Below are 24255 nucleotides of genomic sequence, written 5' to 3' on the forward strand. Positions count from 1 at the left end.
GCTCTTTTTGTTTGTTTGCACCATGAAGGTGTTTGACCTGCGCTGCACCCAGGACCATGTGTTTGAAGGCTGGTTTGGCTCGGAAGAGGATTTCCGCCGCCAGCTGGACCGTGGCTTGCTGGAGTGTCCGATGTGTGGCAGCCAAGAGATCACCAAGGGCCTGAGCGCCCCGCGCCTGAACCTGGGCGCGCAGCCGCTTGCAGCGGCTGTGCCGGCGCCACGCACCGCGGCTGCCCCGGTGCAGGAGCACCAGCGCAAGCTGCATGCCTTGCAGGCAGCATGGCTGGAAGCCTCGCGCAAGATCGTGGAAAAGACCGAGGACGTGGGCGATCGCTTCGCCGATGAAGCCCTGCGCATGCACAAGGGCGAAGAGCCCGAGCGCCCCATCCGTGGCCAGGCCACGCCCCAGCAGGCCCTGGAGCTGCTGGAAGAGGGTGTGCCAGTGCTGCCCCTGGCCTTGCCCAAGGGCAGCAAGCAGACCTTGCAATAAGTGCCGGCGGAACGCCGGCCTGGCCGTGGCGTCCTATCTGGGTTGATCAAAAAAGTGAGCGCTTAGCGCTTGCTATTAAAGCGTTGTACTGCTGCTGGATAGTGAAATGCGCTGCAGACAGGCGCGAACCGCTCCTGTTTTCATTCAGCACCCCGTGCCGTCACCCTGGGCTGCATCAACAAAGCTTACAAAAAGCTGCCATTGCCAGAATTGGGCGACAACCCAATCTGCGCGGAAGTGAGTGTGTGCTTTTGGTAAAAGGCACGCAGAGTAAGGGTGAAAAATGCGATGGACTTGGGATAGGGTAAGTGCTTAGGTTGTAAGTCTTAGGCACAACTCCCAGTGCGTTTGCCAGAACCGCCACATACGATGCACCGCAACATACGACACGGTGCACGCTCCGGAAAAGCCCCCAGTTTTCCGCGCTGCACCCCAACCACGGAGCAGCCTGGGCGCATGAGCGACGTCATTCTTCAAACCACCCATCTCACCAAAGAGTTCAAGGGTTTCACCGCCGTGAGCGATGTGAACCTGTCGGTGCAGCGCGGCAGTATCCATGCGCTCATCGGACCCAACGGTGCCGGCAAGACCACCTGCTTTAACCTGCTGACCAAGTTCCTGGAGCCCACTTCGGGGGAAATCCGTTTCAACGGCCATGACATCACCCGCGAGGCCCCGGCCCAGATCGCCCGCCGGGGCGTGATCCGTTCGTTCCAGATTTCGGCCGTGTTCCCGCACCTGACGCTGATGGAGAACGTGCGCGTGGGCCTGCAGCGCAAGCTGGGCACCGAGTTCCGCTTCTGGAAGAGCCAGCGTTCGCTGGACCAGCTCAACGGCCGCGCCATGGAACTGCTGGCCGAGGTGGGCCTGGACGACATGGCCGATGAGGTCACGGTCAATCTGCCGTATGGCCGCAAGCGTGCGCTGGAAATTGCCACCACGCTGGCGATGGAGCCCGAGCTGATGCTGCTGGACGAGCCCACCCAGGGCATGGGCCACGAGGACGTGGACCGTGTGACGCAGCTGATCAAGAAGGTCTCGGCCGGTCGCACCATCCTCATGGTGGAGCACAACATGAAGGTGATCTCCACGATTGCCGATCGCATCACCGTGCTGCAACGCGGCGCGGTGCTGGCCGAAGGCAACTACGCCGAAGTTTCAAGCAACCCGCAAGTGATGGAAGCCTATATGGGGACAACCGACGGCCAACTGCAAGGAGCGCACTGAGCCATGGCCGACAACAAGCACACAACACCTGCGCTGGAAATCCGCAATCTCGAAGCCTGGTATGGCGAATCCCACGTGCTGCACGGCGTGGACATGGTGGTCCACCCCGGTGAGGTGGTGACTCTGCTGGGCCGCAATGGCGCGGGCCGCACTTCCACCATGCGCGCCATCATGGGGCTGACCGGCGCCCGCAAGGGATCGGTCAAGATCAACGGCCAGGAAACCGTGGGCCTGCCCACGCACAAGATTGCGCACTTTGGCGTGGGCTACTGCCCCGAGGAGCGCGGCATTTTCTCCAGCCTGTCGTGCGAAGAGAACCTGCTGCTGCCCCCGCCGCTGAAGACCGGCCACGACGGCATGAGCGTCGAGGAAATCTACGCCATGTTCCCCAACCTGGCCGAGCGCCGCCACAGCCAGGGCACGCGCCTGTCGGGCGGCGAGCAGCAGATGCTAGCGGTGGCCCGCATCCTGCGCACCGGCGCACGCCTGCTGCTGCTGGACGAAATTTCCGAAGGCCTGGCGCCCGTGATCGTGCAGGCCCTGGCCCGCATGATCCATACCCTGCGCCAGAAGGGCTACACCATCGTCATGGTGGAGCAGAACTTCCGCTTTGCCGCGCCGCTGGCCGATCGCTTCTACGTGATGGAGCACGGCCGCATCGTCGAGACCTTTGAAGCGGCACAGCTGGACGCCAAGATGCCCGTCCTCAATGAGTTGCTGGGCGTCTAAGCGCTGGCCTCGACCGAATTTCACACACCACAACAACAAGGAGACTGCACCATGCACCCCATTCGTACGCCCCTGACCGCCCTGGCCCTGTCGCTGGCCGTTGCTGGCCTGGCCCACGCGCAGGAGCCCGACAAAATCAAGATTGGCTTCATCACCGACATGTCCAGCAACTACGCGGACGTGGACGGCAAGAACGGTGCCCTGGCCATCCAGATGGCCATCGATGATTTCGGTGGCAAGGTGCTGGGTAAGCCCATTGAGCTGCTGACCCAGGACCATCAGCACAAGCCTGACATTGCCGCCACCAAGGCGCGCGAATGGATCGACACGCAGAACCTGACCATGCTGTTCGGCGGCACCAACTCCGGCGTGGCCCTGGCGCTGGCCAAGGTGGCCCAGGAGAAGAAGCGCGTCTACATCAACAACGGCGCCGGCTCCTCGGCCCTGACCAACGAGCAGTGCTCGCCCTACACCATCCACTACGCCTATGACACTGTGGCCCTGGCCAAGGGCACGGGCGGTGCGGTGGTGGACAACGGCGGCAAGGACTGGTTCTTCCTGACCGCGGACTACGCCTTTGGCCACTCGCTGGAAGCCGACACCACCAAGGTCATCAAGGCCAAGGGCGGCAACGTCAAGGGCAGTGTGCGCCATCCGCTGAACGCTTCGGATTTCTCCAGTTTCCTGCTGCAGGCGCAGAACTCCAAAGCCCAGATCCTGGGCCTGGCGAATGCCGGCGGCGACACCATCAACGCCATCAAGGCCGCGCGCGAGTTCGGCATCAACAAGAGCATGAAGATGGCCGGCCTGCTGGTGTTCCTGACCGACATCCACTCGCTGGGGCTGAAGAACACCGAAGGCCTGCTGCTGACCAGCAGCTGGGACTGGAACCTGAACGACGAGACCCGTGCATTCGGGCGCAAGTTCCAGGCCAAGACCAAGCGCATGCCCACCGACATCCAGGCGGCCAACTACTCGGCCACCACCAACTACCTGAAGGCCGTCGAAAAGGCTGGCACCACCGATGCGGACAAGGTGATGGCCGTGCTCAAGAGCACGCCGCTCAAGGACTTCTATGCCGAAGGCGTGATCCGTCCGGACGGCCGCTATGCCCACGACATGTACCTGATGCAGGTCAAGTCGCCCTCGGAGTCCAAGGAAGCCTGGGACTACTACAAGGTGGTCTCCAAGCTGCCAGCAGCCCAGGTCTGGACCACCAAGGAAGAGAGCAAGTGCGCTCTGTGGAAGTGATCGTCTGAGTGCGGCAGCACCCGTCGGACCCGGTGCGGTGCTGCCGTGATCAGACGGTGTTTGTGTTCGCGTTATCGAGTTTGCCGCCCCCGCGTCGTCGGAACAAGGGCACTGGTTTTACAAGGCGTCAGCCACACCACCAAGGAGACAAGGCAATGACCAAACAGCGCAATTTCACTCGACTGGCTTGGATGCTCGGTGCCGCCGGCCTGATGGCCGCGACGGCGCATGCGCAGCCGCAGGACAAGGTGCGTATCGGTTTCGTGACCGACATGTCCAGCCTGTATGCGGATGTGGAGGGCAAGAACGGCGCGCTGGCCATGCAGATGGCCATCGACGATTTCGGCGGCAAGGTGCTGGGCAAGCCCATCGAACTGCTGTCGGCTGACCACCAGAACAAGGCCGACATCGCGGCCAGCAAGGCGCGCGAGTGGATTGACACGCAAGGTATCAGCCTGATCTTCAGTGGCACCAACTCCGGCACGGCCCTGGCCGTCTCGCAGGTGGCGAACGAGAAGAAGCGCGTGCACATCAACAACGGCGCCGGCTCCTCGGCCCTGACCAACGACCAGTGCAACCCCTACACCATCCACTATGCCTATGACACCGTGGCCCTGGCCAAGGGTACGGGCGGCGCGGTGGTGGAGCGCGGTGGTAAGGACTGGTTCTTCCTGACGGCGGACTACGCCTTCGGCCAGGCGCTGGAGTCGGACACCACCAAGGTGATCCTGTCCAAGGGCGGCACAGTCAAGGGCAGCGTCAAGCACCCGCTGAACGCCTCGGACTTCTCCAGCTTCCTGCTGCAGGCGCAGAACTCCAAGGCCCACATCCTGGGTCTGGCGAACGCGGGTGGCGACACCATCAACGCCATCAAGGCGGCCAAGGAGTTCGGCATCGACAAGAGCATGAAGACCGCGGGTCTGCTGGTGTTCCTGACCGACATCCACTCCCTGGGGCTGAAGAACACCGCGGGTCTGCTGCACACCACCAGCTGGTACTGGGACATGAATGACGAATCGCGCAAGTTCGCCGAGAAGTTCTTCGCCAAGACCAAGCGCATGCCCACCGATGTGCAGGCTGCCGACTACTCCGCCGTGACGCAGTACCTCAAGGCGGTGCAGGCCGTGGGCAGCACCGATGCCGACAAGGTCATGGCCCACCTCAAGAGCACGCCCTTGTCGGACTTCTATGCCAAGGGAACCATCCGTCCCGATGGCACCTACGCCCACGACATGTACCTCGTGGAAGTCAAAAAGCCTGAGGAATCCAAGCGTCCTTGGGACTATCTGAAGGTTCTGTCCACCTTGCCGGCCGACCAGGTCTGGACCACCAAGGCGGAAACCAAATGCGCCCTGTGGAAGTGACGTAAGCCGTTGCAGCACGCCGCTGGCGTGCTGCGCGCAGTGACTGACGGGCACCTTGTTCACCCAATAGCGTCTCTCTCATGGAAATCTTCGGTGTTTCTTTACCGGGCTTGCTCAGCCAGCTTCTGCTGGGGCTGGTCAACGGCTCGTTTTATGCGATCTTGAGCCTCGGGCTGGCGGTGATCTTCGGCCTGCTCAACGTGATCAACTTTGCGCACGGCGCCTTGTTCATGTTGGGGGCCATGGTCACCTGGATGGCCATGAACTACTTCGGCATCAACTATTGGGTGATGCTCATCCTCGCGCCGATCATCGTCGGGGCGTTCGGGGTGTTGATCGAGCGCTTCCTGCTGCGCTGGATCTACAAGCTCGACCACCTCTACGGCCTGCTGCTGACCCTGGGTCTGTCGCTGCTGATCGAGGGCGTGTTCCGTTCCATCTACGGGGTGTCGGGCCTGGGCTACGACACGCCGGAGTTGCTGGAGGGCGCCACCAACCTCGGCTTCATGATCCTGCCCAACTACCGGGCCTGGGTGGTGGTGGCCTCCATCGTGGTCTGCTTGGCCACCTGGTACGTGATCGAAAAGACCCGCCTCGGGGCCTACCTGCGCGCCGGCACGGAAAACCCGCGCCTGGTCGAAGCCTTCGGCATCAATGTGCCGGTCATGGTCACGCTGACCTATGCCTTCGGCGTGGGTCTGGCGGCCTTCGCCGGGGTGCTGGCGGCACCCGTCTACCAGGTGACGCCGCTGATGGGGCAGAACCTCATCATCATCGTCTTCGCCGTGGTGGTGATCGGTGGCATGGGCTCCATCATGGGTTCCATCCTCACCGGCCTGGGACTGGGCGTGATCGAAGGCCTGACCAAGGTGTTCTACCCCGAAGCCTCCTCCACCGTGGTGTTCGTCATCATGGTCATCGTTCTCCTGATTCGCCCCGCGGGCCTGTTCGGCAAAGAGAAATAAGCAGGGGCACACCACATGAATTCCAAGCAAATCTCCTTCATCGGCTACGGCGTGCTGCTGCTGGCCCTGATCGTTGCGCCTTTCTTTGGCGCCTATCCCGTGTTCGTCATGAAGCTCATGTGCTTTGCACTGTTCGCTTCGGCCTTCAATCTGCTGCTGGGCTATACCGGTCTGCTGTCCTTTGGCCATGCGGCCTTCCTGGGTGGCGCGGCCTACATGGCCGGCCATGCCATCAAGGTCTGGAGCGTGACGCCCGAGGTCGGTATCGTGCTGGGCACCCTCGGGGGGCGGCCCTGGGCCTGCTGGCCGGCTGGCTGGCGATCCGCCGCCAGGGCATCTACTTTTCCATGATCACGCTGGCCCTGGCGCAGATGCTGTTCTTCGTCTGTCTGCAAGCCCCGTTCACCGGCGGTGAAGACGGCCTGCAAGGCGTGCCGCGCGGCAAGCTGTTCGGTGTGATCGATCTGGCCAACGACCTGACCATGTACTACGTGGCCCTGGTGATCTGTGTCCTGGGTTTCCTGGTCATCGTGCGCACCGTGCACTCGCCGTTTGGCCAGGTGCTCAAGGCCATCAAGGAGAACGAGCCCCGCGCCATCTCCCTGGGCTATGACGTGAACCGCTTCAAGCTGCTGGTGTTCGTGCTGTCCGCCGCCATCACTGGCCTGGCCGGCTCGCTCAAGACCGTGGTGCTGGGCTTTGCCACCCTGTCCGACGTGCACTGGACGGCTTCCGGCCACGTGGTGCTGATGACGCTGATGGGCGGCATGGGCACGCTGTCCGGCCCCATCGTCGGCTCTGCCATTGTGGTGGCGCTGGAAAACAAGATCGGCGACTTCGGCAGTTTCCTGGCCAAGCTGACGGGCGTGGAATGGTTCACCACCCTGGGTGAGTCCGTGACCATCGTCACCGGCTTCATCTTCGTGCTGTGCGTGCTGGCCTTCCGTCGCGGCGTGATGGGCGAAATCATCGCCTGGCTGGCGCGCCGCCGCGGTGCGGGCAAGACCCTGTAAGCGGATCCCGCTTCAGCTGCAAAAAAACCGCCTCAAGAGGCGGTTTTTTCATGCAAGGGCCATGCTCCGGGAGCGTTCAGCGCATGGCCTGCCGGGCGTGGGCCGGCAGGCTGGCCGGGCGCTCCTTGCGCGGCGCATCGCGCCAGCGCAGGGCCCAGCGCTCCACCGTGTAGAAGGACAGGGCCGCCAGCGCAGCGGAAATGGCCAGGCCCAGCACCAGCACCACGGGCCACGAGAACTCGGCCCGCAGGTAGCGCACCACGGGGTAGTGCCACAGGTAGATGCCGTAGGACAGGCGGCCCAGTTGCACCAGGGCCGGTGCGGTCAGCATGTCATAGACCAGGCCCTGGCGTTGCACGGCCACCAGGATGACGATGGCCGCGCACTCCACCACCGTGATGCCCCAGAGCATGGCGTCCTGGTTGTCCCAGCCCAGCGACATCAGCAGGGGGATGGCCAGGGGCAGCCACATGAGGTGGTGCAGCCGGGACTGGATGGCTTCGGCGAAACCGGTGCGCTCGTGCAGCAGGGCGGCCAGCAGGCTGCCGGCCAGCAGTCCGGTGGCCCGGGTGTCGAAGCGGAAGAAGATCTCGTAGAACTGCTGGCCCTGGAACACCCAGAAGATGCGCCAGGCCCAGGCCAGCAGCCACAGCAGCAGGATGGTGCGCCACAGCTTGCCGGGTGCGGCCTTGCGCACCAGCAAGGCCAGCAGCGGCGGCCAGATCAGGTAGAAGTGCTCTTCCACCGCCAGCGACCACATGTGCAGCAAGGTGTCCGGGCTGTCGAAGAAGGCGATGCCGTAGTCGGCCAGGTACAGCAGCGAGACCAGGGCGTCCTGGTAGATGTCGTCCAGATCGGGCCAAAATAGCGGTGCGAACAGCACATAGGCCGCGAGGAACAGGGCCAGCGCCGGCATCAGCCGGAAAAAGCGCCGGCGGTAAAAACGCCAGTAGTCGAGCCGGCCCTCGGTGTGCCATTCGATCAGCAGCAGCGAGGTGATCAGGTAGCCGCTGAGCACAAAGAACAGGTCCACGCCCAGGAAGGCACCATCGAACAGCGGCACATGGGCATGCGACAGAAGCACCAGCACGATGGCGATCCCTCGCAGGCCGTCCAGCGCCGGGTTGTAGCGCAGTTTGAATTCCGTCAAAACCGACTTACCTCTTGATGTCAGGTGGTCCAGGGCAGGGCTGGACCAGGCAGAAAAAACAGCAAAGCGACCACCAGGGCGCCGGCAGTCCGCACGCAGACCCGGATCGGACGCCAGAAACATCGCCGTGGTGGGGGTGGCCTGTCCGCGCAGGCGGCATGGCCAGGGTCATCCGTGTCCGCAGCCGGAGGCGGGCCGCTGGCGCGCTGGGCGCTGAAGACACTGCCATGGCAAGCATGGCGAAAGGATGCTACTGCAATTCGGGTATCTACCCGGTAACAGAGTTTTTCGATTTTAGTCTTACTGCCGATTACACCCAGTGCTATCAAGTTCTTTAGCTCAACGGCGGTGGCGTGTGCCCAGGGCACGGGTGCATGGGCGAGTGGCCGGCGTGCCCGCAGGCCTGCGGTCGGGCCTGGACGGTGGGGCGGATGGGGAAGGCCGGTGTGCCGCGCGCCAAAGGCGCAGTGTGTCTGCCTGCGGACAGTCGGTGCGGGGTGTCGCCCGGGATCGTAGGTTGCCGCAGTCCGGCGCGCCAGATCGTGCGGTGGCGTGCACCACCATTGCAGCGGCGGGTCTGGCACTTGCCGCCAGCCATCGTGGCGCTGCATGAAACCGGCATGCCCAGGTGCCAGGGGCAGCCTGTGCGGCGCAGCCATCAGGGCCCAAAACGGCCAAAGCCCAGGCAGGGCCTGGGCTCGGTGCTATCGATGCTGCCAGCTGCCAGCTGCCGTGCCACGGGCCGCCGGCGCTGTCGGCTCAGGGCTGGAACTGTTCGACCGGCGCGTCGTTGGGCTGGGCCAGCAGCTTCTTCAGCGTGCTGCCCATGGGCAGGTTCAGGTTCACCTGCTTGGGCGGGATCGGCTGCGTGTACCACTTGGCGTACAGGCGTTCGATCTCGCCGTTGGCCATCATCTGGCGGATGGCACCGTCCACGGCCTGCTTGATGGCCGGGTCCTGCTTGCTGAACTGGATGGCGATCGGCTCAGCACCGATCACCTCGCCCACGATCTTGTAGCCCGCGGGGTGCTTGCTCTGGGCGATCACGCCGGCCAGCATGTTGTCGTCCAGCACAAAGGCATCGACGCGGCCCGACTCCAGCAGCAGGAAGGCTTCGAACTGGTCCTTGGCCATCAGGGTCTTGAACTGGATGCCGTGCTCGGCCGCATAGCGGCGCAGGATCTGCACGGCCGTGGTGCCCGTGATGGCCGACACTTTCTTGCCGTCCAGCTGCTTGAAGCTGGTGATGGGTGCCTGCTGGGCCACTGCCATGCGCACCTCGCTGACATAGGTGGTCAGGCCGAAGGCCACCTGGTCCTGGCGCTTGAGGCTGTTGGTCATGCTGGCGCAGTTGAAGTCGGCCGTGCCGTTCTGGATCAGCGGCATGGTGTTCTGCGCGGTCAGCACCATGTACTTCAGTTGCGCCTGCGGGGCGATGGCGCGCACCACCTTCTCGCACAGCTCCACGTGGTAGCCCACGAACTTCTCGTTGGCGCCCAGCGCATAGGCCATGGGCGTGGCGCTTTCGCGCACGCCCAGCACCACGGTGCCACCGGCCTGCCAGCGCTGCAGCGTGGGCGAATCGCTGGCGCCGGGGGCCGCGTGTGCGGCCGCAGAAAAAACGGCGGCCACGATGGCCGCCGACAGCAGGGAAAACTTCACCACAGACTTCATGGAACGAGGCACTCAAGCAGGCGGGCCGAGCACATCCGGCCCCATGGCGGTGCATTCTCCCACTGGCTTCAGACATCCCCGTGTTATGCAAATTCCGGGCGGCGCGATGGCGGCCGCCGGGGTTCACGAAGGCTGCAGCGCGGCCTGCAGGCGCTGGTGCGCCGGGCTGTGGAGGTTGGGTGGCACCTGGTTCTTGGCGCACAGGTAGTGGTGGGTGTAGACCTCCAGGTAGCGCTCCAGCACCTGGCCGGCGCGTGCGTCCTGCGGGTGCTGGCTCAGCTCCAGGCACAGCGCGGCCACTTCGCTGGTGCAAAAGTGGTCTTCGCGCTTGGAGCGGCGCAGCTGGTAGCGCGAGAACTGCTCGGGCTGCAGGCTCAGCACTGGAAACTTGTCCAGGTAGGGGCTCTTGCGGAACATCTTGCGCGCCTCCGACCAGGTGGCGTCCAGCAGGATGAACAGCGGCCGCTGGCCGCTGTCGGCCTGGGCTTCGGGCAGGGCGTGGATGACGCGCTCGGGCGGCTCGACAAACTCCCCCGGGAACACCAGGTAGGGCTGCCACTGCGGGTCCTGCAGCAGCGCCTGCAGGCCGGGGTCCAGCGCCAGGCGGCTCCAGCCGAAGGCAAAGGTGTCCTGCACCACATCGGCGATCAGCCAGCCGGTGTTGCTGGGCTTGAGTGGTTCGGCATCGTGCATCACCAGGCACACCCCGGCGTGCGTGGGCAGGTGGGGGCGCAGGGCGCACATGCAGTGGCTGGTGCGCAGGCGGCAGCCTTCGCAGCGGTCGCCCTTGGGGCCACCACGGGCCAGGAAGGGGCGCGTGCTGCGCGTCAGGCGGGCATCGCGCAGGCGCGCAACGGCATGGGGAAAGGGTGTGGGGGAGGCAGACATGGGCAAGCCGGCGATTGTCGCAGCTGCCGTGCGCCGGCGCTGGGGTGCTGCGCTTGTCCTGCCGCCCCGGTGGCCGGGCGTGGGCTCAGTGGCCGCCGCCGGCGCACTCCAGCTCGAACACCGGCACCTGGGACTTGCGGCTCAGCCACAGGCCACCGCCCAGTTCGCTGAAGCTGGCCGACAGCCCCTGGCGGTACAGCGCGGCGCGGTGGCGGAACAGGCGCGGGTCGGTCAGGTCCTCGTCGATGATGTCGCGCTCATAGTCCTCGCGCGCCACGGCCTCCAGGTACAGGGCACCGCGCGAGAGCTGGCCCAGGTTCTTCAGTGCCTGCTTCAGGTCGGCCGGGCTCAGGTAGGGCAGCACGCCCTGGCAGATCACCAGGTCGAACGGCTCGCTGGCCTGGTAGTCCACGACCGAGCCGCGCTCCCAGCCGAAGCGGCCGCACAGGTAGTCGCTGAACTCCACGCCGTGGTAGCTGCAGCCGGGGAACTGCTGCTGCACCACGTGCTGCCACAGGCCGATGCCGCAGCCCACATCCAGCACGCGCGCTACCGGCACGCGCAGGTACTTCAGGTAGCTGCAGACAAACGTGCCCAGACGTTCAATGTGCTCGGGGTCCACCACGCTGGTTTTCTTGTCGAAATAAAAGCGCTGGTAGTACGCCTCGTCAAACCATTGATCGCTTGCTGATTGCACGCATGCTCCTGGGCAGGGCCAGCCCTGGTGGCTGGCGGTGAACAACACCGGGCTGCCTGGGCCACCCGGAAAGTGAGCGCCCAAGTATCGTGCAGACGCAGTGCCGGCATGCGGCACTGCGGCATTGGCGGTGGTCAAGTGCATTGAAAACCATAGCTGTATGCGCTTTCTGCATATGCGCTAGAGGCAGATTTGATGGGGATTGCTGGCGCAGGCGGCAGACACGCTGAACGATGGGTGTGCAGGCGTGGGCTTGCAATAATTGACCGCAGAGAGCGCCTATTGCGTCTTTTTGCGCAAAATTTTTGCGTGGTGGCGCCACCTCTGTGCTGCATTTCCTTGCTGTGATGTAGTGGTGTAGCGCGTGGATGTTGTGTGAATCCATGCTGCAGCGCAGAAAAATGGCGTGCTAACCGAATTGCACCGCCCCTGCAAGCAATAAAGCTGCGCGGCGCGCTGGCTGCTTTCTGCGTCGCCCGTCGGTGCGGGCTTCCTAGAATCGGCCGCGGCGCCCCCTGCGCCCCTGCCGCTTGCGCAGTCCCTCATCACCGAAAGCACCGTCCCCCATGATCTCGCGTCGCCAGTTGCTGGCTGCTTGCGCAGCGTCCACCACCACCTTGTCGCCCTGGGCGGCCAGCCGCAGCTGGGCCCAGGGGCAGCCCGTGCGGCTGGTGGTCGGCTTTGCCGCCGGGGGCTCGGCCGACTTTGTGGCGCGCCAACTGGGGCAGCTGCTGGCGGCCGAGATCGGCGCGCCCGTGCTGGTGGACAACCGCCCCGGCGCGGGCGGTCGCATCGCGGTCGAGGCCGTCAAGAACGCCAAGCCCGATGGCCTGACCCTGCTGGTCACGCCCGGCTCCATCCTCACCATCTACCCCCATGTCTACACCAAGCTCAGCTACCAACCGCTGACCGACCTGGTGCCCGTGGCCGCGCTGTGCGCCTTGCCGTACAGCGTCAACGTCGGTCCGCTGGTGCCGGGCAGCGTGCGTTCGCTGCAGGACTTTGGCGCCTGGCTCAAGGCCCATCCACAGATGGCCTCGTACGGCTCGCCCGGCGCCGGCACCACGCCGCATTTCCTGGGGGCCATGTTTGCCGCCAGCGTGGGGGTGGACTATGTGCACGCGCCCTACAAGGGCGGGGCGCTGGCCTTGCAGGACGTGATGGCGGGCCAGCTCACGTCCAGCTTCAACGTGGTCAGCGAACCCGTGGCCCAGATCGGCAACCCCAAGCTGCGCACCCTGGCCGTCAGCAGCGCCCAGCGCATTGCGCAGATGCCCCAGGTGCCCACCTTTGCCGAGCAGGGTCTGGGCGATCTGACCTCCAGCGAATGGATGGGCCTGCTGGCCCCCAAGGGCACGCCCGCCGAACTGGTGCAGCGCCTGCACGCCGCCGCCAACCGCAGCATGGCCCAGCCCAAGCTGCAGCAGGCGCTGGCGGAGATGGCCTTCAGCGTCACCGCGTCCAGCCAGGCGGAATTTGCCCAGCTGCTGCAGCAGGACCTGCGCAAATGGGGCCCTGTGGTGCAGCGCACCGGCTTCAAGGCCGAGGGCTGAGGCCCTGCGCCAATAGCCACGAAAATAGGTTGCAAAACATTTTTTATGGCTATTGGTTATAATTGCCGGGTTGTTTGCGCAAACAATGCTGTATCTCACACCAGCACTTCGTGTACTGCGAAGAGAAAAATAAAAGTGACAGCTGCAGAGACGTTCTGCCGTAACACGGTGATCGCGTAAGAGTCGCCGTCCAACACCCCCAAAAAAAAGCCCGCAGGCCAAGGCCGCGAGCTTTTTTTTTGCGCCATCGCGCCGTGCGTCGAAAGGCACCACCGCGGTAGGCCGCGCGACTGGCGCCTGCGCCCGCCGCGTGTCCGTCCGGCGGGGGGCGTCAGGTTCAGGCCTTGGGCGGACGGTGCATCACGCACACCTTGTTGCCTGTGGGGTCGCGCAGATAGGCCAGGAACAGCTTCATGCGCTCATCGCCGCGCCAGCCGGGGGCATCTTCGATGGCCGTGCCGCCCGCAGCCAGCGCCGCTTCGTAGGCCTGCAGGGCCTGGTCGGTGGACTCGGCCGCAAAGCCCATGGTGAAACCGTTGGCCGCCGTGGCCGGCTCGCCATTGATGGGCGTGGTCACGCTGAAGGTGTTGCCCGCATGGCGCCAGAAATAACGGTGGCGGTCCTGTACGCCGGGCTTGGCCCCCAGCGTGCCCAGCAGGGCGTTGTAGAACTTGACGGACGCATCCAGATCGTTGGCGCCGAGCATGACGTGGCTGAACATAGGGGGTGTCTCCTCAGTAAGCTGTAGTGGGTGAGGGCTGGGGCGTTGCCGCGCACCAGCCTGCACGCATGCTAACGCTTGCCCTGGCAGGCCGCGCGTCACCCAGGCGATGCAGGCTATTATTTTTGATAGCTGCTAGCGCTTGCTGAGTAAGCGCCAGCGGTGTTTTTTGCTGTAGAGGATCAGCGCAGGGACTGCAGGCCGCTGCACCCTGGCGGCGCAGGGCTTACAGCTTGTGCGGTGGTGTCTGGGCCTGGGTTGGGGTGGCATCCACCGCTTCGGAGGACGTGCTCTCCAGCATCTGCTCCCAGTCGTCACCCCAGAACTCGCAAGGGTGGGGCGTGCGGTCGGAACCATTGCCGCAGCGCAGGTCATCGGCCGGGCAATACAGGTCGCAGCCCCAGCACAGGCGCTCGGGGTGGGCGGGGGCGATCGGGAATTTCTTGGCCATCTCTGGTGATCTGTGGGCGTGGTTGCCAGTCACAAGGCTACGCCGAAATGCACCACCCCGGCGTGCCCGCGGTTTGTGAGAGATCAGAGGCCGTGCGTTCTGGGGCCGCAGCCCGGGTGGGGCGCGGGCGGGGATCGGGGCGCTGCCCGCGCATGCTGGCCCAGTCTGGGGGCGATGGAGCAGGGATGCGTGCGATGGGCCAGGGCCCATGCGCATCCAGCCGCAACCGATGCGGGCTGGAAGCGGCCAGGCCGCGCGTACGGCGCGAGCGTTGCGCCACAGGCGCACGCGACGGCACCAGCGCCCTCTTGCGGAGGCGTATGTCGGAGCCGCGGCAACGCGCCCTGCGAAAAAGCGTCCCCTGCGCAGCGATGGGCCATCCGGCGCAACACCGCGGCGGTGGGACGCGTCGCCGTCAAACCAACGGCAGCACCTCGGTGCTATGGTGGTTGGTAGGCATGGCGCCCACCCGCGCAGGCATGGGGACCATGCGGGCTGGGGTGCGCGTCGGGCAATGCGCGTCGGTGTGCTACCCCAGTCGGAAGTGTTGAGTATCCAATCGGCTTTTAGCGCTTATCCAGCATGCGCTGACAGCTATGGTTTTATGCCGTCGTGCCTGCGGGTGCCGGCTGTGCCCAGATCTCGCGGAACATCAGGCACAGCTTGTGGCCGGCCGGGTCTCGCACATAGGCCAGATAGCGGTCATTGCCCGGCGCCTTGCGCCAGCCTGCAGGGTCTTCGATGGCCACACCGCCGTGGGCCAGCGCCGCGTCCAGCGCACGGTGCAACTGCTCGATGGAGGTGGTTTTGAAACCCAGCGTGAAGCCGTTGTAGTGCGTGCAGGGCTGGCCATCGCGCGGCGTGGCGATCATCAGGCGCGTGCCGTCGTGGTCCCAGACATAGCGTTCAAAACCGTTGACCTGGATGTGGCTGGCGGAGGGGGCGCCCAAGATGCCGAGCACGGCGTCATAGAACTGGCGGCTGGCAGTGAGGTCGTTGGTGCCGAGGAGGATGTGGCTGAGCATGGCGCTGCTTTCGAGCGGTGGAGGTTCGGGTGAACGCCGACCATACCGCACAAGCCGTGCGTGCGGTGGTGATCGGTCCGTGCGCAGGATTCCCGATGGCCAGGTGGCCCATGCCTGCGATGGTGGGACCGCCCCCGGTCACCCAGGCGTTTAGCCGTGCCGTGTGGCCCCGCCATCGCGCCCTTGGCCTGTCAACCAAGGAGGGTGTGGATGATTTCTGTGAATATTGCTGGCCATCGTTTTCAGCTGTGTGCGGCGGCCGTGGTGGTCCACGGGGGCTTTGTCTTGCTGCACCGTTTTCAGGGCGATGCATTCTGGGCACTGCCTGGCGGGCGCGTCGAACCCGGTGAGGATGGGCAAACCACGGTGGTGTGTGCAATGCGCGAGGAACTGGCCGTCAAGGTTGCATGTGCGGGCCTGCTGTATGCCGTCGAGAATTTCTTCGAGCACGCGAGCCAGGCGAACCAGGCAATCGGCCTGTACTTCCGCGTGCAGTGCGAGGCCGATTTCCCGTTGCTCGACAAGCCGCGGGACCATGTGGGGGTGAAGGGCGACCAGCGTTTGGCGTTCCGCTGGTTTCCCGCGGCGCTGTTGCATGCCGTCGATCTGTGGCCGGCTTTTCTGCGCGACACCGGCGCTGTTGCATAAATCCAATTTGAGGCGATTGACCCCAACCCCCAGCCGTGGCTATGCCACGGCTGCCGTCTGAGGACGGCCAAGTTCAGTAAATCGATTCAAGATGGCTGCTCGGATATGCAGCTCGTTCACTTGGCGTTCAAAGGTGCGGGACATCACCCGCTCGCCCAAACGTTTGATGCAGTTCATCTTGGCTTCCACCAAGCTTCGCCGGTGGTAGCCAATCCAGCGTTTCCATATACTTCGCCCCAGCCGCCTGCACGCAGCAATCGCTGCATTGCGGCGCTCGAACACAGCACCCCTGCGCACTCGTGCATTCTTGCGGGGAGGAATGATGGGGATTGCACCGTGCCTGATGACCGCTTCATAGGCGGGCTGTGTATCGTAGGCGCCATCACCGATAAGACTTTGAAGCGTTTCATCGGGCGGCAGTTGCTCCAGCAAGTCGCTGAGCACTGAGGCATCACTGACGTTATTACTCGTCACGCAGATGGCCCGAATCTGCAAGGTATCCGCATCGATACCAATGTGCAGCTTACGCCATTGACGGCGGTATTCAGCGCCGTGCTTTTTGCATTTCCACTCGCCTTCACCCAGAAACTTGATGCCTGTCGAATCAACCAGCAGGTGCAAGCCTGCTTTACTGCGGGTGTACGGAATCTGGACATCCAAATCTCGCTGCCGCCTGCACAGGGTGCTGAAGTCTGGAGAGGACCAGGCAAGGCCACACAGTTGCAGCACCGACTCCACCAAGCCTGTAGTTTGTCTCAGCGCCAAGCCAAACAGGTTCTTGAGCGTCAAACAGAATTGAATGGCAGCATCCGAGAACTTCGGGCTTCGCCCGCGTTTGCCGCTTGCAGCGGCAAACCAACACATGCGCTTGTCCAGCCACACCGTCAAAGAGCCGCGGGCCTTGAGAGCTGCGTTGTACTGTTTCCAGTTTGTGGTGCGGTAGCGGGGCTTACGGGAGTGGCTCATGCCGCAAGCCTACCGCTTGCTGAGCAACGATTTATGCAACAACGCCCGCGACACCCTGTCGCAACCCCATATGGATTTTCAGCACATCGTGCAGCGTGGGTGAATGGCGTGCCCTGCCAGACGCTGCAAAAAATATAGAGGAGTTGATCAATTGGACAATATGGCTGGGTGCAATTGTTTTTGTTTGGAGTGAATTAAATTATTAATATTGGATGAAATAAATTAATTTTGAAAAATTGTGTAAACCTATAAAAATGATGGCATCAATCGTAGGTTTGATATGGGGTGCTGCGATTTGTTTGTAAAAAATTTTATCAGTCCGAGTGATTCGATGATTTCATGAAAGATGGGTCTGGTGCTCCAAATAATAAAAATTGATTGAATATGCATATAGCCTGAAAAATAACCATCAAGGCTAATTTCATCATGAGCTTATTCTTATTTTTAAATAATAAATCCGTATTTCAATAACACGGCACCACGCTCCACAATCGCCAGCTTTCGCCACGGCCCAGCCCGATGGCACAAGGATGGTGGGAGATACAGGTGTCACTGGTGATTGAAAAAGACCGCGATCTGGCGGAGTTCATTGCGTTGCGCAGAGATTTGCATGCGCACCCTGAACTGGGTTTTGAAGAGGAGCGCACCTCGGCCCTGGTGGCGCAGCGCTTGCGCAGCTGGGGCGTGGAGGTCCATACCGGCATGGCTGGCACGGGGGTGGTCGGCGTCATTCGTGGTCAGCACCCAGGTACACGCAGCATCGGCCTGCGGGCCGACATGGATGCGCTGCCGCTGCAGGAAGAGAACCAGTTTGCCCACCGCTCACAGCATGCGGGCCGCATGCACGCCTGTGGGCACGATGGCCACACGACCATGTTGCTGGCGGCGGCCTGGTACCTGGCGCAGCACCGTGACTTTGCGGGCACCGTGCACCTGATCTTTCAGCCCGCGGAAGAAATGGGCAAGGCCGGCGCCCGCAAGATGATCGAAGACGGCCTGTTTGAGCGCTTTCCGTGCGATGCCGTGTTTGCGCTGCACAACTTTGCGCTGTCCAAGGTGGGCGCGTTCGCGCTGAACCCCGGGGCGTTGATGGCCTCCAGCAATACCTTTCGCATCACGCTGCGCGGGCAGGGAACCCACGCTTCGATCCCGCACACGGGGGTGGACCCAGTGGCCGCCACCATCGACCTGGCCCAGCAGCTGCAGACCTTGGTGGCGCGCCAGATCGACTCCCAGGAGCGTGCCTTGCTGGCGGTGACACAGATCCAGGGCTCGGACGCCCCGAATGTGATTCCGGACACCGCTTGGGTGGGCGGCACCGTGCGCACCTTTTCCTTGCAGGCCCTCGACCTGCTGGAAGCCGCGCTGCGCAGGCAGGCCGAGCACACCGCGCTGGCGCACGGATGCACGGCTGAGGTTCTGTTCACCCGCGCCTCCCCGCCCTTGGTGAACCACGCCGCCGAATCGGCGTTTGCCGCGCAGGTCATGCGCTCCATCGTCGGCGATGCCGATGTGGATGCGCAGTTTCCCGGCGTGCTGGCGGCCGAGGACTTTGCACACATGCTGCGCGTGCGCCCCGGCTGCTACGCCTTCATTGGCAATGGTGCGGGTGACCACCGCCTGCCCGGCCATGGAGACGGCCCGTGCCTGATCCACAACCGCTCTTACGACTTCAACGACGCCATCCTGCCCCTTGGCGCCACCTACTTTGTCCGTCTGGCCCAGCAGTGGCTCAACCAACCTGAAAGCTCCGTGTGATGACATCGCAGTTCCCCTTCAAGCTCGGCCGCCGCGCGGCCCTCACCGCCCTGGTCGGCCTGGCCTTCTCGGCCCAGGCGCAGGACATCATCCGCATCGTCGTGCCCTTTGGTGCCGGCGCGGTGCAGGACACCGTGGCGCGCACGTTCAGCAACGAACTGGGGCAAGAGCTGGGCGCCAGCGTGATCGTCGAGAACAAGGCCGGCGCCGGGGGCACGCTGGGCACCTCGCAGGTGGCCCAAGCCAAGCCCGACGGCAAGACACTGGTGCTGGCGGCTGCCAGCCACAACCTGGTCGCGCACCTGTACAGCAAGCTGCCCTACCACCCCAAGGAGGACTTTGTCGGCGTCTCCTACCTGGGGCGCACCGGCTATGTGGTCGGCGTCTCCAGCGCGTCCGGCATCACCTCGGTCCGCGACCTGATCGAACGTGCCAAGAAGGCGCCCAACACCCTGAACTACGCCTCGGCCGGCAATGGCAGCGCATCGCACCTGGCCGCAGCGGCCCTGGCGGCACAGGCCGGGGTGGAGCTGCAGCACATCCCCATGAAGTCCACGGGCGATGCCACCACCGAGCTGCTGGCCGGCCGGGTGGAGCTGGTGACCGGGGCCACGATTGGCATGCTGGCGTATGAGAAAGAGCCACGCATCAAGCTGCTGGCGTACTCGGGCAAGCAACGCTCGCGCTTCCTGCCGCACCTGCCGACGGTGGCTGAAGCGGGCGTGCCCGGCTATGCGTTCGACTCCTGGCTCGGCCTGCTGGCCCCCAAGGGCACGCCGGATGCGGTCGTGCAACGCATCAACCAGGCGGTGCAAAAAGTGCTGGCCAAGCCGGAGGTACAGCAGCGCCTGGAGCGGGTGGGGGTGGAAGCCGGCACTCTGCCTAGCGCGCAGTTCCAGAAGCTGCTGGATGCCGACTTTGTCAGCGCGGGCCAGATCGTCAAAGCCGCAGGCACCAAGCTGGACTGAAGCGCGGGCCGGTGGCTGGACCGTGCCAGCCCACGCCCAGGCTTTCCGTTGGGGAAGCCTTTTTTGATAGCTGTTAGTGCATATCGGGTAAGCACTAGAGGGTGATTTCAATGAAATTTTTCACCTACCAGGTCACAAGTGGTATGGACCGTGCTGCCGGCGACGTGGCCCCGATCCCCTGACTGGGCGGCCACCTGAGTGGTCCCCCAAGCCCACCTGCCTGGTCGGGCGGACACTGTGCAGCAGCGCATCTGCGGTGACCCAGCACCGGGGTGCTCGGTGGTGTGGATGCCTCCTCGCCCATCGCGTACCGCCACCCCCAATGGGTCCAAGGCACGGCTGCAGCGTGGCCCTGCCGTGTCCCCATGGCAGCTCTCAGGCCATTGTCGGGGTGGGCGAAGCGGCTGGGCTTGCGGGTACAGCACCTGCAGACCGTGGGCTCAGGCCGCACCATCGAACATGTGGCGGTGCTGGCGGGCGTTGCGCAGTCCGTTCGGCCCAGGCCGACGTGGCAGTCGCGCGTTTGCTGTGCCCGCAGGGTGCCTCGATCACCTGCGTTGTGGTTCTACAGCGTCCCGCCACGGTCGGTCTTGCCTTGCATGGGGGGCGCAAGGCATGCACCATGGGCGCAGGCCGCACGGGCCGCATGAGATTACAGATGACAAGGAGTTTGCACATGTCCATCCCTTCCAAACCCTGGGCGCTGCCGATCGCGTCGGCGCTGGACCCTCGCCTGTCGCAGGTGCTGGAGTACTGGCTGGGGGCGGAGCTGCCCACCAACGCCAGTGCGCAGACGCGCCAGGCCCTGTGGTTCACCAAGTCGGAAGAGGTGGACGAGGAAATCCGCCACCTGTTTGGTGCGGTGCTGCAGGAGGCACTGGCGGGCAAGCTGGATGGCGAGGGGCTGGAGTCCCCGCTGGGCTGGCTGGCGCTGCTGATCGTGCTGGACCAGTTCACGCGCAACGCCTACCGCGGCACGCCCAAGAGCTTTGCCGGCGATGCCAAGGCGCTGGCGCTGGCCTTGCAGGGGATTGACCGGGGCTGGGACCAGGACCCCAGCATCCCGGAGATGGCGCGCATTTTTGTCTACCTGCCGCTGGAGCATGCCGAGAACCTGGCGATGCAGGAGAGCAGCGTGGTGGCCTTCGAAGAGCTGCAGCGCAACGCGCCGCCGCAGCTGCGCGAGTTTTTCCAGGTCACGCTGGACTATGCGCACAAGCACCGCGAGGTGATTGCGCAGTACGGACGTTTCCCGCACCGCAACCCCATCCTGGGGCGCGAGAGCTCGGTGGCCGAGAAGGCCTATCTGAGCCAGCCGGGCGCGGGGTTCTGAGAGGGGCGGGCGGTAGCCCCGCGGTGTCGGTCAACACTGCTGTGGAGCCTGCCCCTGCAATCCTGGGACTGTTTGTGCCACATGCTGGGCAGGCCGAGATCGCAGTGCGCCAGCGTTCTCATGGTTGAGGGATGGCCTGGGCATTCCCGGTCTGATGGCTTTATTGCGGTGGCGTGCCAGGGCGATGTTGCCGTCTGCGGTGGCTGGCCCCTGGCGGATGCATGCAGCCCGATGCCCAAGATCGGATGGGGAAAATCCTCTGCGCAAGTAGCCCAGGTCACAGGACTTGCACCGTTGGTGAGGTACTGACGACCATGCAGCCGCAGTCAGTGGCAGCACCTGCGGTGGTGACGGTCATACCTGCGGCCAGCCACACACACCGATGGCTGAAAAAAATCTACCGGAGTGGAATCGGCTGCCCCACGGTGCCAGCCGCTGTCTTGACGGACATCGCGGCTGAAATGGTGACGCGAGCGCTGTTCCGCGAAGACCCAGGCGTTGCATGCGGAAATGCTGCATTCAACGCCTGCCAGGTCCGGCAGTACCTTGATGCTGTAAGGTGGAAAGCCACGGAGCGTGGGGCATGGGCCTGGCGGTGCGACGGACACGCCCTGTTTTTTACCTTTTGGGGCAGTGCAGCTTGTAGATACTGCGCGATCAGCTATCTTTTTCGAGAAATCTCAGTCTTTGGTGGGGCGGCGGCCGGTCAGGGACCAACCGGCGTGCATGTTGTTCTTGTCGTTCTCGTATTCCCAGTTGGTGCCGCAGCGCTCGCAGACGTAGCGGGTGACGGTGACCATGCCGGTGGCGCGTTCGCGCTTGTAGTTGCTGCCCTGGGCCAGCTCGACGTGGCCGGGGGCTTTGCGCCAGTTGCGCTGGATGCCGGCGCAGGCATCGCACATTTCGATTTTTTTGAGTTCGCTCTGGCGCTGTGGATCTTGGGTCATGGTGTTCTTTTCGGCGGGCACGCAGGGCGTGCAGGGGGCATCACTGTACCTAAATCAGGCGGACGGTGTGCTGGCGGGCGGGATGGCGTGGTGGTGGGGCAGGGTACCGGCCATCGAGTGGGTCCGATTTGGTCTGCGTCTGGCACGCCTTTGGGCTGGAGAGGTCGTGCGGGGCGCAGGCCGTGCACGGTGTCTGCACCGAGGCACCGACGGTGTGGCGCTGGGTGAGGCACGCCACCTGCCGGGCGCTGAAGGCTGGGTCTTGCACCTGCCCCAAGCGGCCAGTGCGGCGCTCTGGCCGTCGCTGGCCGCGTGGGACATGCGCGGCATGGGGTTGGGGGGGCATGTCCCACCGCTGTACCGCGCCCGGGCGTGGGCGCGTCAGGGGCGCGGGGTCAGAACTGCACGCGTGCACCCAGTTTCCAGGTGCGCTCGAACTGCACGGGGTAGATGGCGTCGTCGCGCACCCAGATGCCGTTCTTGCGGTCCAGCAGGTTGCTGACGCCCACGTACATGTCCAGGTGCTTGTTCAGCTGGTGGCGGTAGGTCAGGTCCGTGCTCTGGAAGGCTTTCTGCCGCTGGGCGTTGTTGTTGTCAAAGTCGCCCGCGGCCCAGGTGCTGCTGCGCCAGGTGTGCGACAGGTGCAGGTTGCCACGTTCCGTCACGCGCAGGTTGAGGCCCAGCACCACGCTGTGGCGCGAGACGCCCGGCAGCTCCCTGCCATCGAAAGCGCCGCCGCCGTCGTTCTCGCGGTCGATGATGGCGCGTGTCCAGGCGTAGTTGATGTGGCCGGACAGCCGCGGGGTGATCTGCACGCGGTCCTGCAGCTCCAGGCCGTACTTGTGGGATTGGTCGATGTTGGTGTTGATGCCGGAGAACGGACCGGTCTCGAAGTAGTAGATCTCGTTCGAGAGCTTGGCATAGAAGGCCGACAGTTTCAGGCGGTGGTGTGCCGTCTGGTGGTTGGTGCCCACGGTCAGCGTGCGCGCCTTGGCGGGTTCGATGAAGCCGTTGAAGGCGGTGACGGGCGAGCCCGAGCGCCAGTCGGTGAAGAAGAAACGATCCACGTCCGGGGTGACGAAGGCGTCGCTGTAGTTCGCAAACAGTGCCAGTTGCGGCGACAGGCGGTGGTTGGCCCCCAGCTCCCACGAGGTCAGACGCTGCTCAGATTGCAGGGACTGGCCGCTGAGCGGGCTGTGGCGGTAGGTGACTTCCTCGCGGCGGATGCCGGCGGAGAGGGTGAGGGCCTCCAGCATGTACTGCCCCTGCAGGAACAGGCCGCGGTTGTGCTTGGTGGTGCTGCCGGATTGCGTGCGCTGGCCATCGAAGTTCTGATAACCCGCATTCAGGATCAGCGCGTCGTGCTGGAACTGCGCTGCCACTTCGTTGTACACGTAGCGGTACTGGGCGGGCGTAGAGTTGGGGTACCGCGAGGACTTGTCCTCATCGTTGTGGCGGGCCGACAGCTTCCACTGGCGGTTCACGCGGTACTCGGCGCCTAGGCTCCAGTGGTCGCTTTGCAGCTTCTGCTGGATGTAGGGGTAGGGGTCTCCGGTGTACATGCCGGGGTTGGCGTTGAACTGTGCCTGCGTCAGCGGATTCGGGTAGCGCGTGTCGATGTGCGAGGCGCCGGCCTCCATGTCCAGGCGCAGGCCTTCCACCGGCTTGAGGGCACCGGCCACACGCCAGGTGTTGCCTTCCGACTGGTCCCGGTGCCCGTGGGGTCGGGGCTGCTGAATCCGTTCACATGGCTGTGGTCCAGGGTGGCCGACAGATCGAAGCGCTCGCGGACCAGGCCTGCCGAGGCGATGGCGCCGCGCTGCCCGTGGTCGCCCGCATAGGTTTCCAGGCTGACGCCGCTGCGCGGCTTGGTGTAGATCTGGATCGTGCCGGCGGTGGCGCCGTCACCGAACATCACGGCACCGCTGCCCTTGGTGATTTCGATGCGCTCGATGTCGCTGAGCGAGATCGAGCCGATGAGCTGTGGGATGGAGTCGATGTTGTTGAGGCGGCGGCCATCGACCGAGATCACCAGGTTCTGGAAGCCGTCATTGCCATAGCCCCGCATGCTGATCTGCGGGGTGTAGCGGTTGCCGTAGCTGGGGCTGATCTGCAGCGAGCTTTGCTGCGCCAGATAGTCGAACAGCGAATGCGCGCCCGAGCGCTCGATGTCGCTGCGGGTGTGCACTTCGGACGCATAGGGCGCATCCTGGTCGTGCATGTCGATGCGTGTGGCCGAGACCACGATGGGCTCGCTGAGGCTGGACTGGGCGCTGGCAGGGGCCGCCAACAAAGACAGGGCGGTTCCCACAGCCAGGGAACAGGGGGAAGGACGGAAGGGCATGGACATCACTCATCAGGCCGCGATCCTGCGTCCCCGCAGGCGGCGGCGTTGCGTACATGGATGCACCGCGTTTGGGGAAGGGGGCTGCTGAAG

At 64.2% G+C, this 24255-nt stretch carries 22 protein-coding genes and 1 pseudogene; 12 read left to right on the forward strand and 11 right to left on the reverse strand.

Going from position 1 to position 24255, the window contains the following annotated elements; genetic code table 11:
* Positions 1–22 precede the first annotated feature (22 nt).
* The 7 genes and pseudogenes from KAQ61_RS02480 (at position 23) to KAQ61_RS02510 (ending at position 7039) form a co-directional block, all read left to right on the forward strand.
* Positions 23–490, forward strand: coding sequence for a DUF1178 family protein (locus KAQ61_RS02480; protein WP_210930384.1), 468 nt, complete (start codon positions 23–25; stop codon positions 488–490).
* Positions 491–946: 456 nt separating this feature from the next.
* Entirely contained in the window at positions 947–1717 is a 771-nt protein-coding gene (locus tag KAQ61_RS02485; protein WP_210930385.1) for an ABC transporter ATP-binding protein, read from the forward strand.
* 3 nt (positions 1718–1720) lie between these two features.
* A complete protein-coding gene (locus tag KAQ61_RS02490) occupies positions 1721–2446 on the forward strand; it encodes an ABC transporter ATP-binding protein (protein ID WP_042418747.1) in 726 nt (241 codons plus the stop codon).
* A gap of 51 nt (positions 2447–2497) precedes the next feature.
* On the forward strand, positions 2498–3697 hold the full coding sequence (locus tag KAQ61_RS02495; RefSeq protein WP_210930386.1) for an ABC transporter substrate-binding protein: 1200 nt from the start codon (positions 2498–2500) through the stop codon (positions 3695–3697).
* Between the two features lie 155 nt (positions 3698–3852).
* Positions 3853–5061: an ABC transporter substrate-binding protein gene (locus KAQ61_RS02500; protein ID WP_045267263.1), complete on the forward strand. Its 1209-nt coding sequence runs from the start codon at positions 3853–3855 to the stop codon at positions 5059–5061.
* Positions 5062–5141: 80 nt separating this feature from the next.
* Positions 5142–6026, forward strand: a complete 885-nt coding sequence (locus KAQ61_RS02505; RefSeq protein WP_042418737.1) for a branched-chain amino acid ABC transporter permease — start codon at positions 5142–5144, stop codon at positions 6024–6026.
* A 15-nt stretch (positions 6027–6041) separates the two neighbouring features.
* Positions 6042–7039 (forward strand): annotated as a pseudogene (locus tag KAQ61_RS02510) (branched-chain amino acid ABC transporter permease).
* A 76-nt stretch (positions 7040–7115) separates the two neighbouring features.
* On the opposite strand, the gene KAQ61_RS02515 reads toward KAQ61_RS02510, so the two are convergent.
* The 4 genes from KAQ61_RS02515 to KAQ61_RS02530 all read right to left on the reverse strand — a co-directional run bounded on the left by KAQ61_RS02515 (position 7116) and on the right by KAQ61_RS02530 (position 11448).
* Positions 7116–8312, reverse strand: a complete 1197-nt coding sequence (locus tag KAQ61_RS02515; protein WP_210930387.1) for an acyltransferase family protein — start codon at positions 8310–8312, stop codon at positions 7116–7118.
* A 636-nt stretch (positions 8313–8948) separates the two neighbouring features.
* Entirely contained in the window at positions 8949–9863 is a 915-nt protein-coding gene (locus tag KAQ61_RS02520; RefSeq protein ID WP_210930388.1) for an amino acid ABC transporter substrate-binding protein, read from the reverse strand.
* A gap of 123 nt (positions 9864–9986) precedes the next feature.
* Positions 9987–10751, reverse strand: coding sequence for a tRNA-uridine aminocarboxypropyltransferase (locus tag KAQ61_RS02525; protein ID WP_210930389.1), 765 nt, complete (start codon positions 10749–10751; stop codon positions 9987–9989).
* An 85-nt stretch (positions 10752–10836) separates the two neighbouring features.
* Positions 10837–11448, reverse strand: a complete 612-nt coding sequence (locus tag KAQ61_RS02530) for a class I SAM-dependent methyltransferase (protein WP_045268026.1) — start codon at positions 11446–11448, stop codon at positions 10837–10839.
* Between the two features lie 566 nt (positions 11449–12014).
* Here KAQ61_RS02530 and KAQ61_RS02535 point away from each other — a divergent pair.
* A complete protein-coding gene (locus KAQ61_RS02535; protein ID WP_043379325.1) occupies positions 12015–13001 on the forward strand; it encodes a Bug family tripartite tricarboxylate transporter substrate binding protein in 987 nt (328 codons plus the stop codon).
* Positions 13002–13338: 337 nt separating this feature from the next.
* On the opposite strand, the gene KAQ61_RS02540 is transcribed toward KAQ61_RS02535, so the two are convergent.
* The 3 genes from KAQ61_RS02540 to KAQ61_RS02550 form a co-directional block, all read right to left on the reverse strand.
* On the reverse strand, positions 13339–13722 hold the full coding sequence (locus tag KAQ61_RS02540) for a VOC family protein (RefSeq protein ID WP_210930390.1): 384 nt from the start codon (positions 13720–13722) through the stop codon (positions 13339–13341).
* 226 nt (positions 13723–13948) lie between these two features.
* Positions 13949–14173, reverse strand: a complete 225-nt coding sequence (locus KAQ61_RS02545; protein ID WP_210930391.1) for a DUF3079 domain-containing protein — start codon at positions 14171–14173, stop codon at positions 13949–13951.
* A 602-nt stretch (positions 14174–14775) separates the two neighbouring features.
* Entirely contained in the window at positions 14776–15198 is a 423-nt protein-coding gene (locus tag KAQ61_RS02550; protein WP_210930392.1) for a VOC family protein, read from the reverse strand.
* Between the two features lie 210 nt (positions 15199–15408).
* Here KAQ61_RS02550 and KAQ61_RS02555 point away from each other — a divergent pair, with 210 nt between their 5' ends.
* Positions 15409–15846 carry an NUDIX hydrolase gene (locus tag KAQ61_RS02555; RefSeq protein ID WP_210930393.1) on the forward strand — a complete coding sequence of 146 codons (438 nt, stop codon included), beginning with the start codon at positions 15409–15411 and terminating at the stop codon, positions 15844–15846.
* A 39-nt stretch (positions 15847–15885) separates the two neighbouring features.
* Here the strand turns inward: KAQ61_RS02555 and KAQ61_RS02560 are convergent, their stop codons facing one another.
* The gene (locus KAQ61_RS02560; RefSeq protein ID WP_042419979.1) at positions 15886–16812 is read right to left on the reverse strand and encodes an IS5 family transposase; all 927 of its coding nucleotides are present in this window, start codon (positions 16810–16812) and stop codon (positions 15886–15888) included.
* Between the two features lie 519 nt (positions 16813–17331).
* Here KAQ61_RS02560 and KAQ61_RS02565 point away from each other — a divergent pair.
* From KAQ61_RS02565 to KAQ61_RS02575, 3 genes are all read left to right on the forward strand, one after another.
* The gene (locus KAQ61_RS02565) at positions 17332–18570 is read left to right on the forward strand and encodes a M20 aminoacylase family protein (protein ID WP_210930394.1); all 1239 of its coding nucleotides are present in this window, start codon (positions 17332–17334) and stop codon (positions 18568–18570) included.
* Positions 18570–19538 (forward strand): tripartite tricarboxylate transporter substrate-binding protein, encoded by a 969-nt coding sequence (locus KAQ61_RS02570; protein ID WP_210930395.1) that lies wholly within the window; start codon positions 18570–18572, stop codon positions 19536–19538. The genes KAQ61_RS02565 and KAQ61_RS02570 overlap by 1 nt, the downstream gene beginning before the upstream one ends.
* A gap of 676 nt (positions 19539–20214) precedes the next feature.
* On the forward strand, positions 20215–20871 hold the full coding sequence (locus KAQ61_RS02575; protein WP_210930396.1) for a DUF924 family protein: 657 nt from the start codon (positions 20215–20217) through the stop codon (positions 20869–20871).
* Positions 20872–21551: 680 nt separating this feature from the next.
* Here KAQ61_RS02575 and KAQ61_RS02580 read toward each other — a convergent pair.
* The 3 genes from KAQ61_RS02580 to KAQ61_RS02590 all read right to left on the reverse strand — a co-directional run bounded on the left by KAQ61_RS02580 (position 21552) and on the right by KAQ61_RS02590 (position 24162).
* Positions 21552–21818, reverse strand: coding sequence for a hypothetical protein (locus KAQ61_RS02580; protein ID WP_042415518.1), 267 nt, complete (start codon positions 21816–21818; stop codon positions 21552–21554).
* Positions 21819–22213: 395 nt separating this feature from the next.
* Positions 22214–23500, reverse strand: a complete 1287-nt coding sequence (locus KAQ61_RS02585; protein WP_210930397.1) for a TonB-dependent receptor — start codon at positions 23498–23500, stop codon at positions 22214–22216.
* On the reverse strand, positions 23410–24162 hold the full coding sequence (locus KAQ61_RS02590) for a TonB-dependent receptor (protein ID WP_210930398.1): 753 nt from the start codon (positions 24160–24162) through the stop codon (positions 23410–23412). Before KAQ61_RS02590 ends, KAQ61_RS02585 begins: the two co-directional genes overlap by 91 nt.
* Between the last annotated feature and the right edge of the window lie 93 nt (positions 24163–24255).

It is taken from the genome of Comamonas aquatica (assembly GCF_018064205.1).
Taxonomy (GTDB): Bacteria; Pseudomonadota; Gammaproteobacteria; order Burkholderiales; family Burkholderiaceae_C; genus Comamonas; species Comamonas aquatica.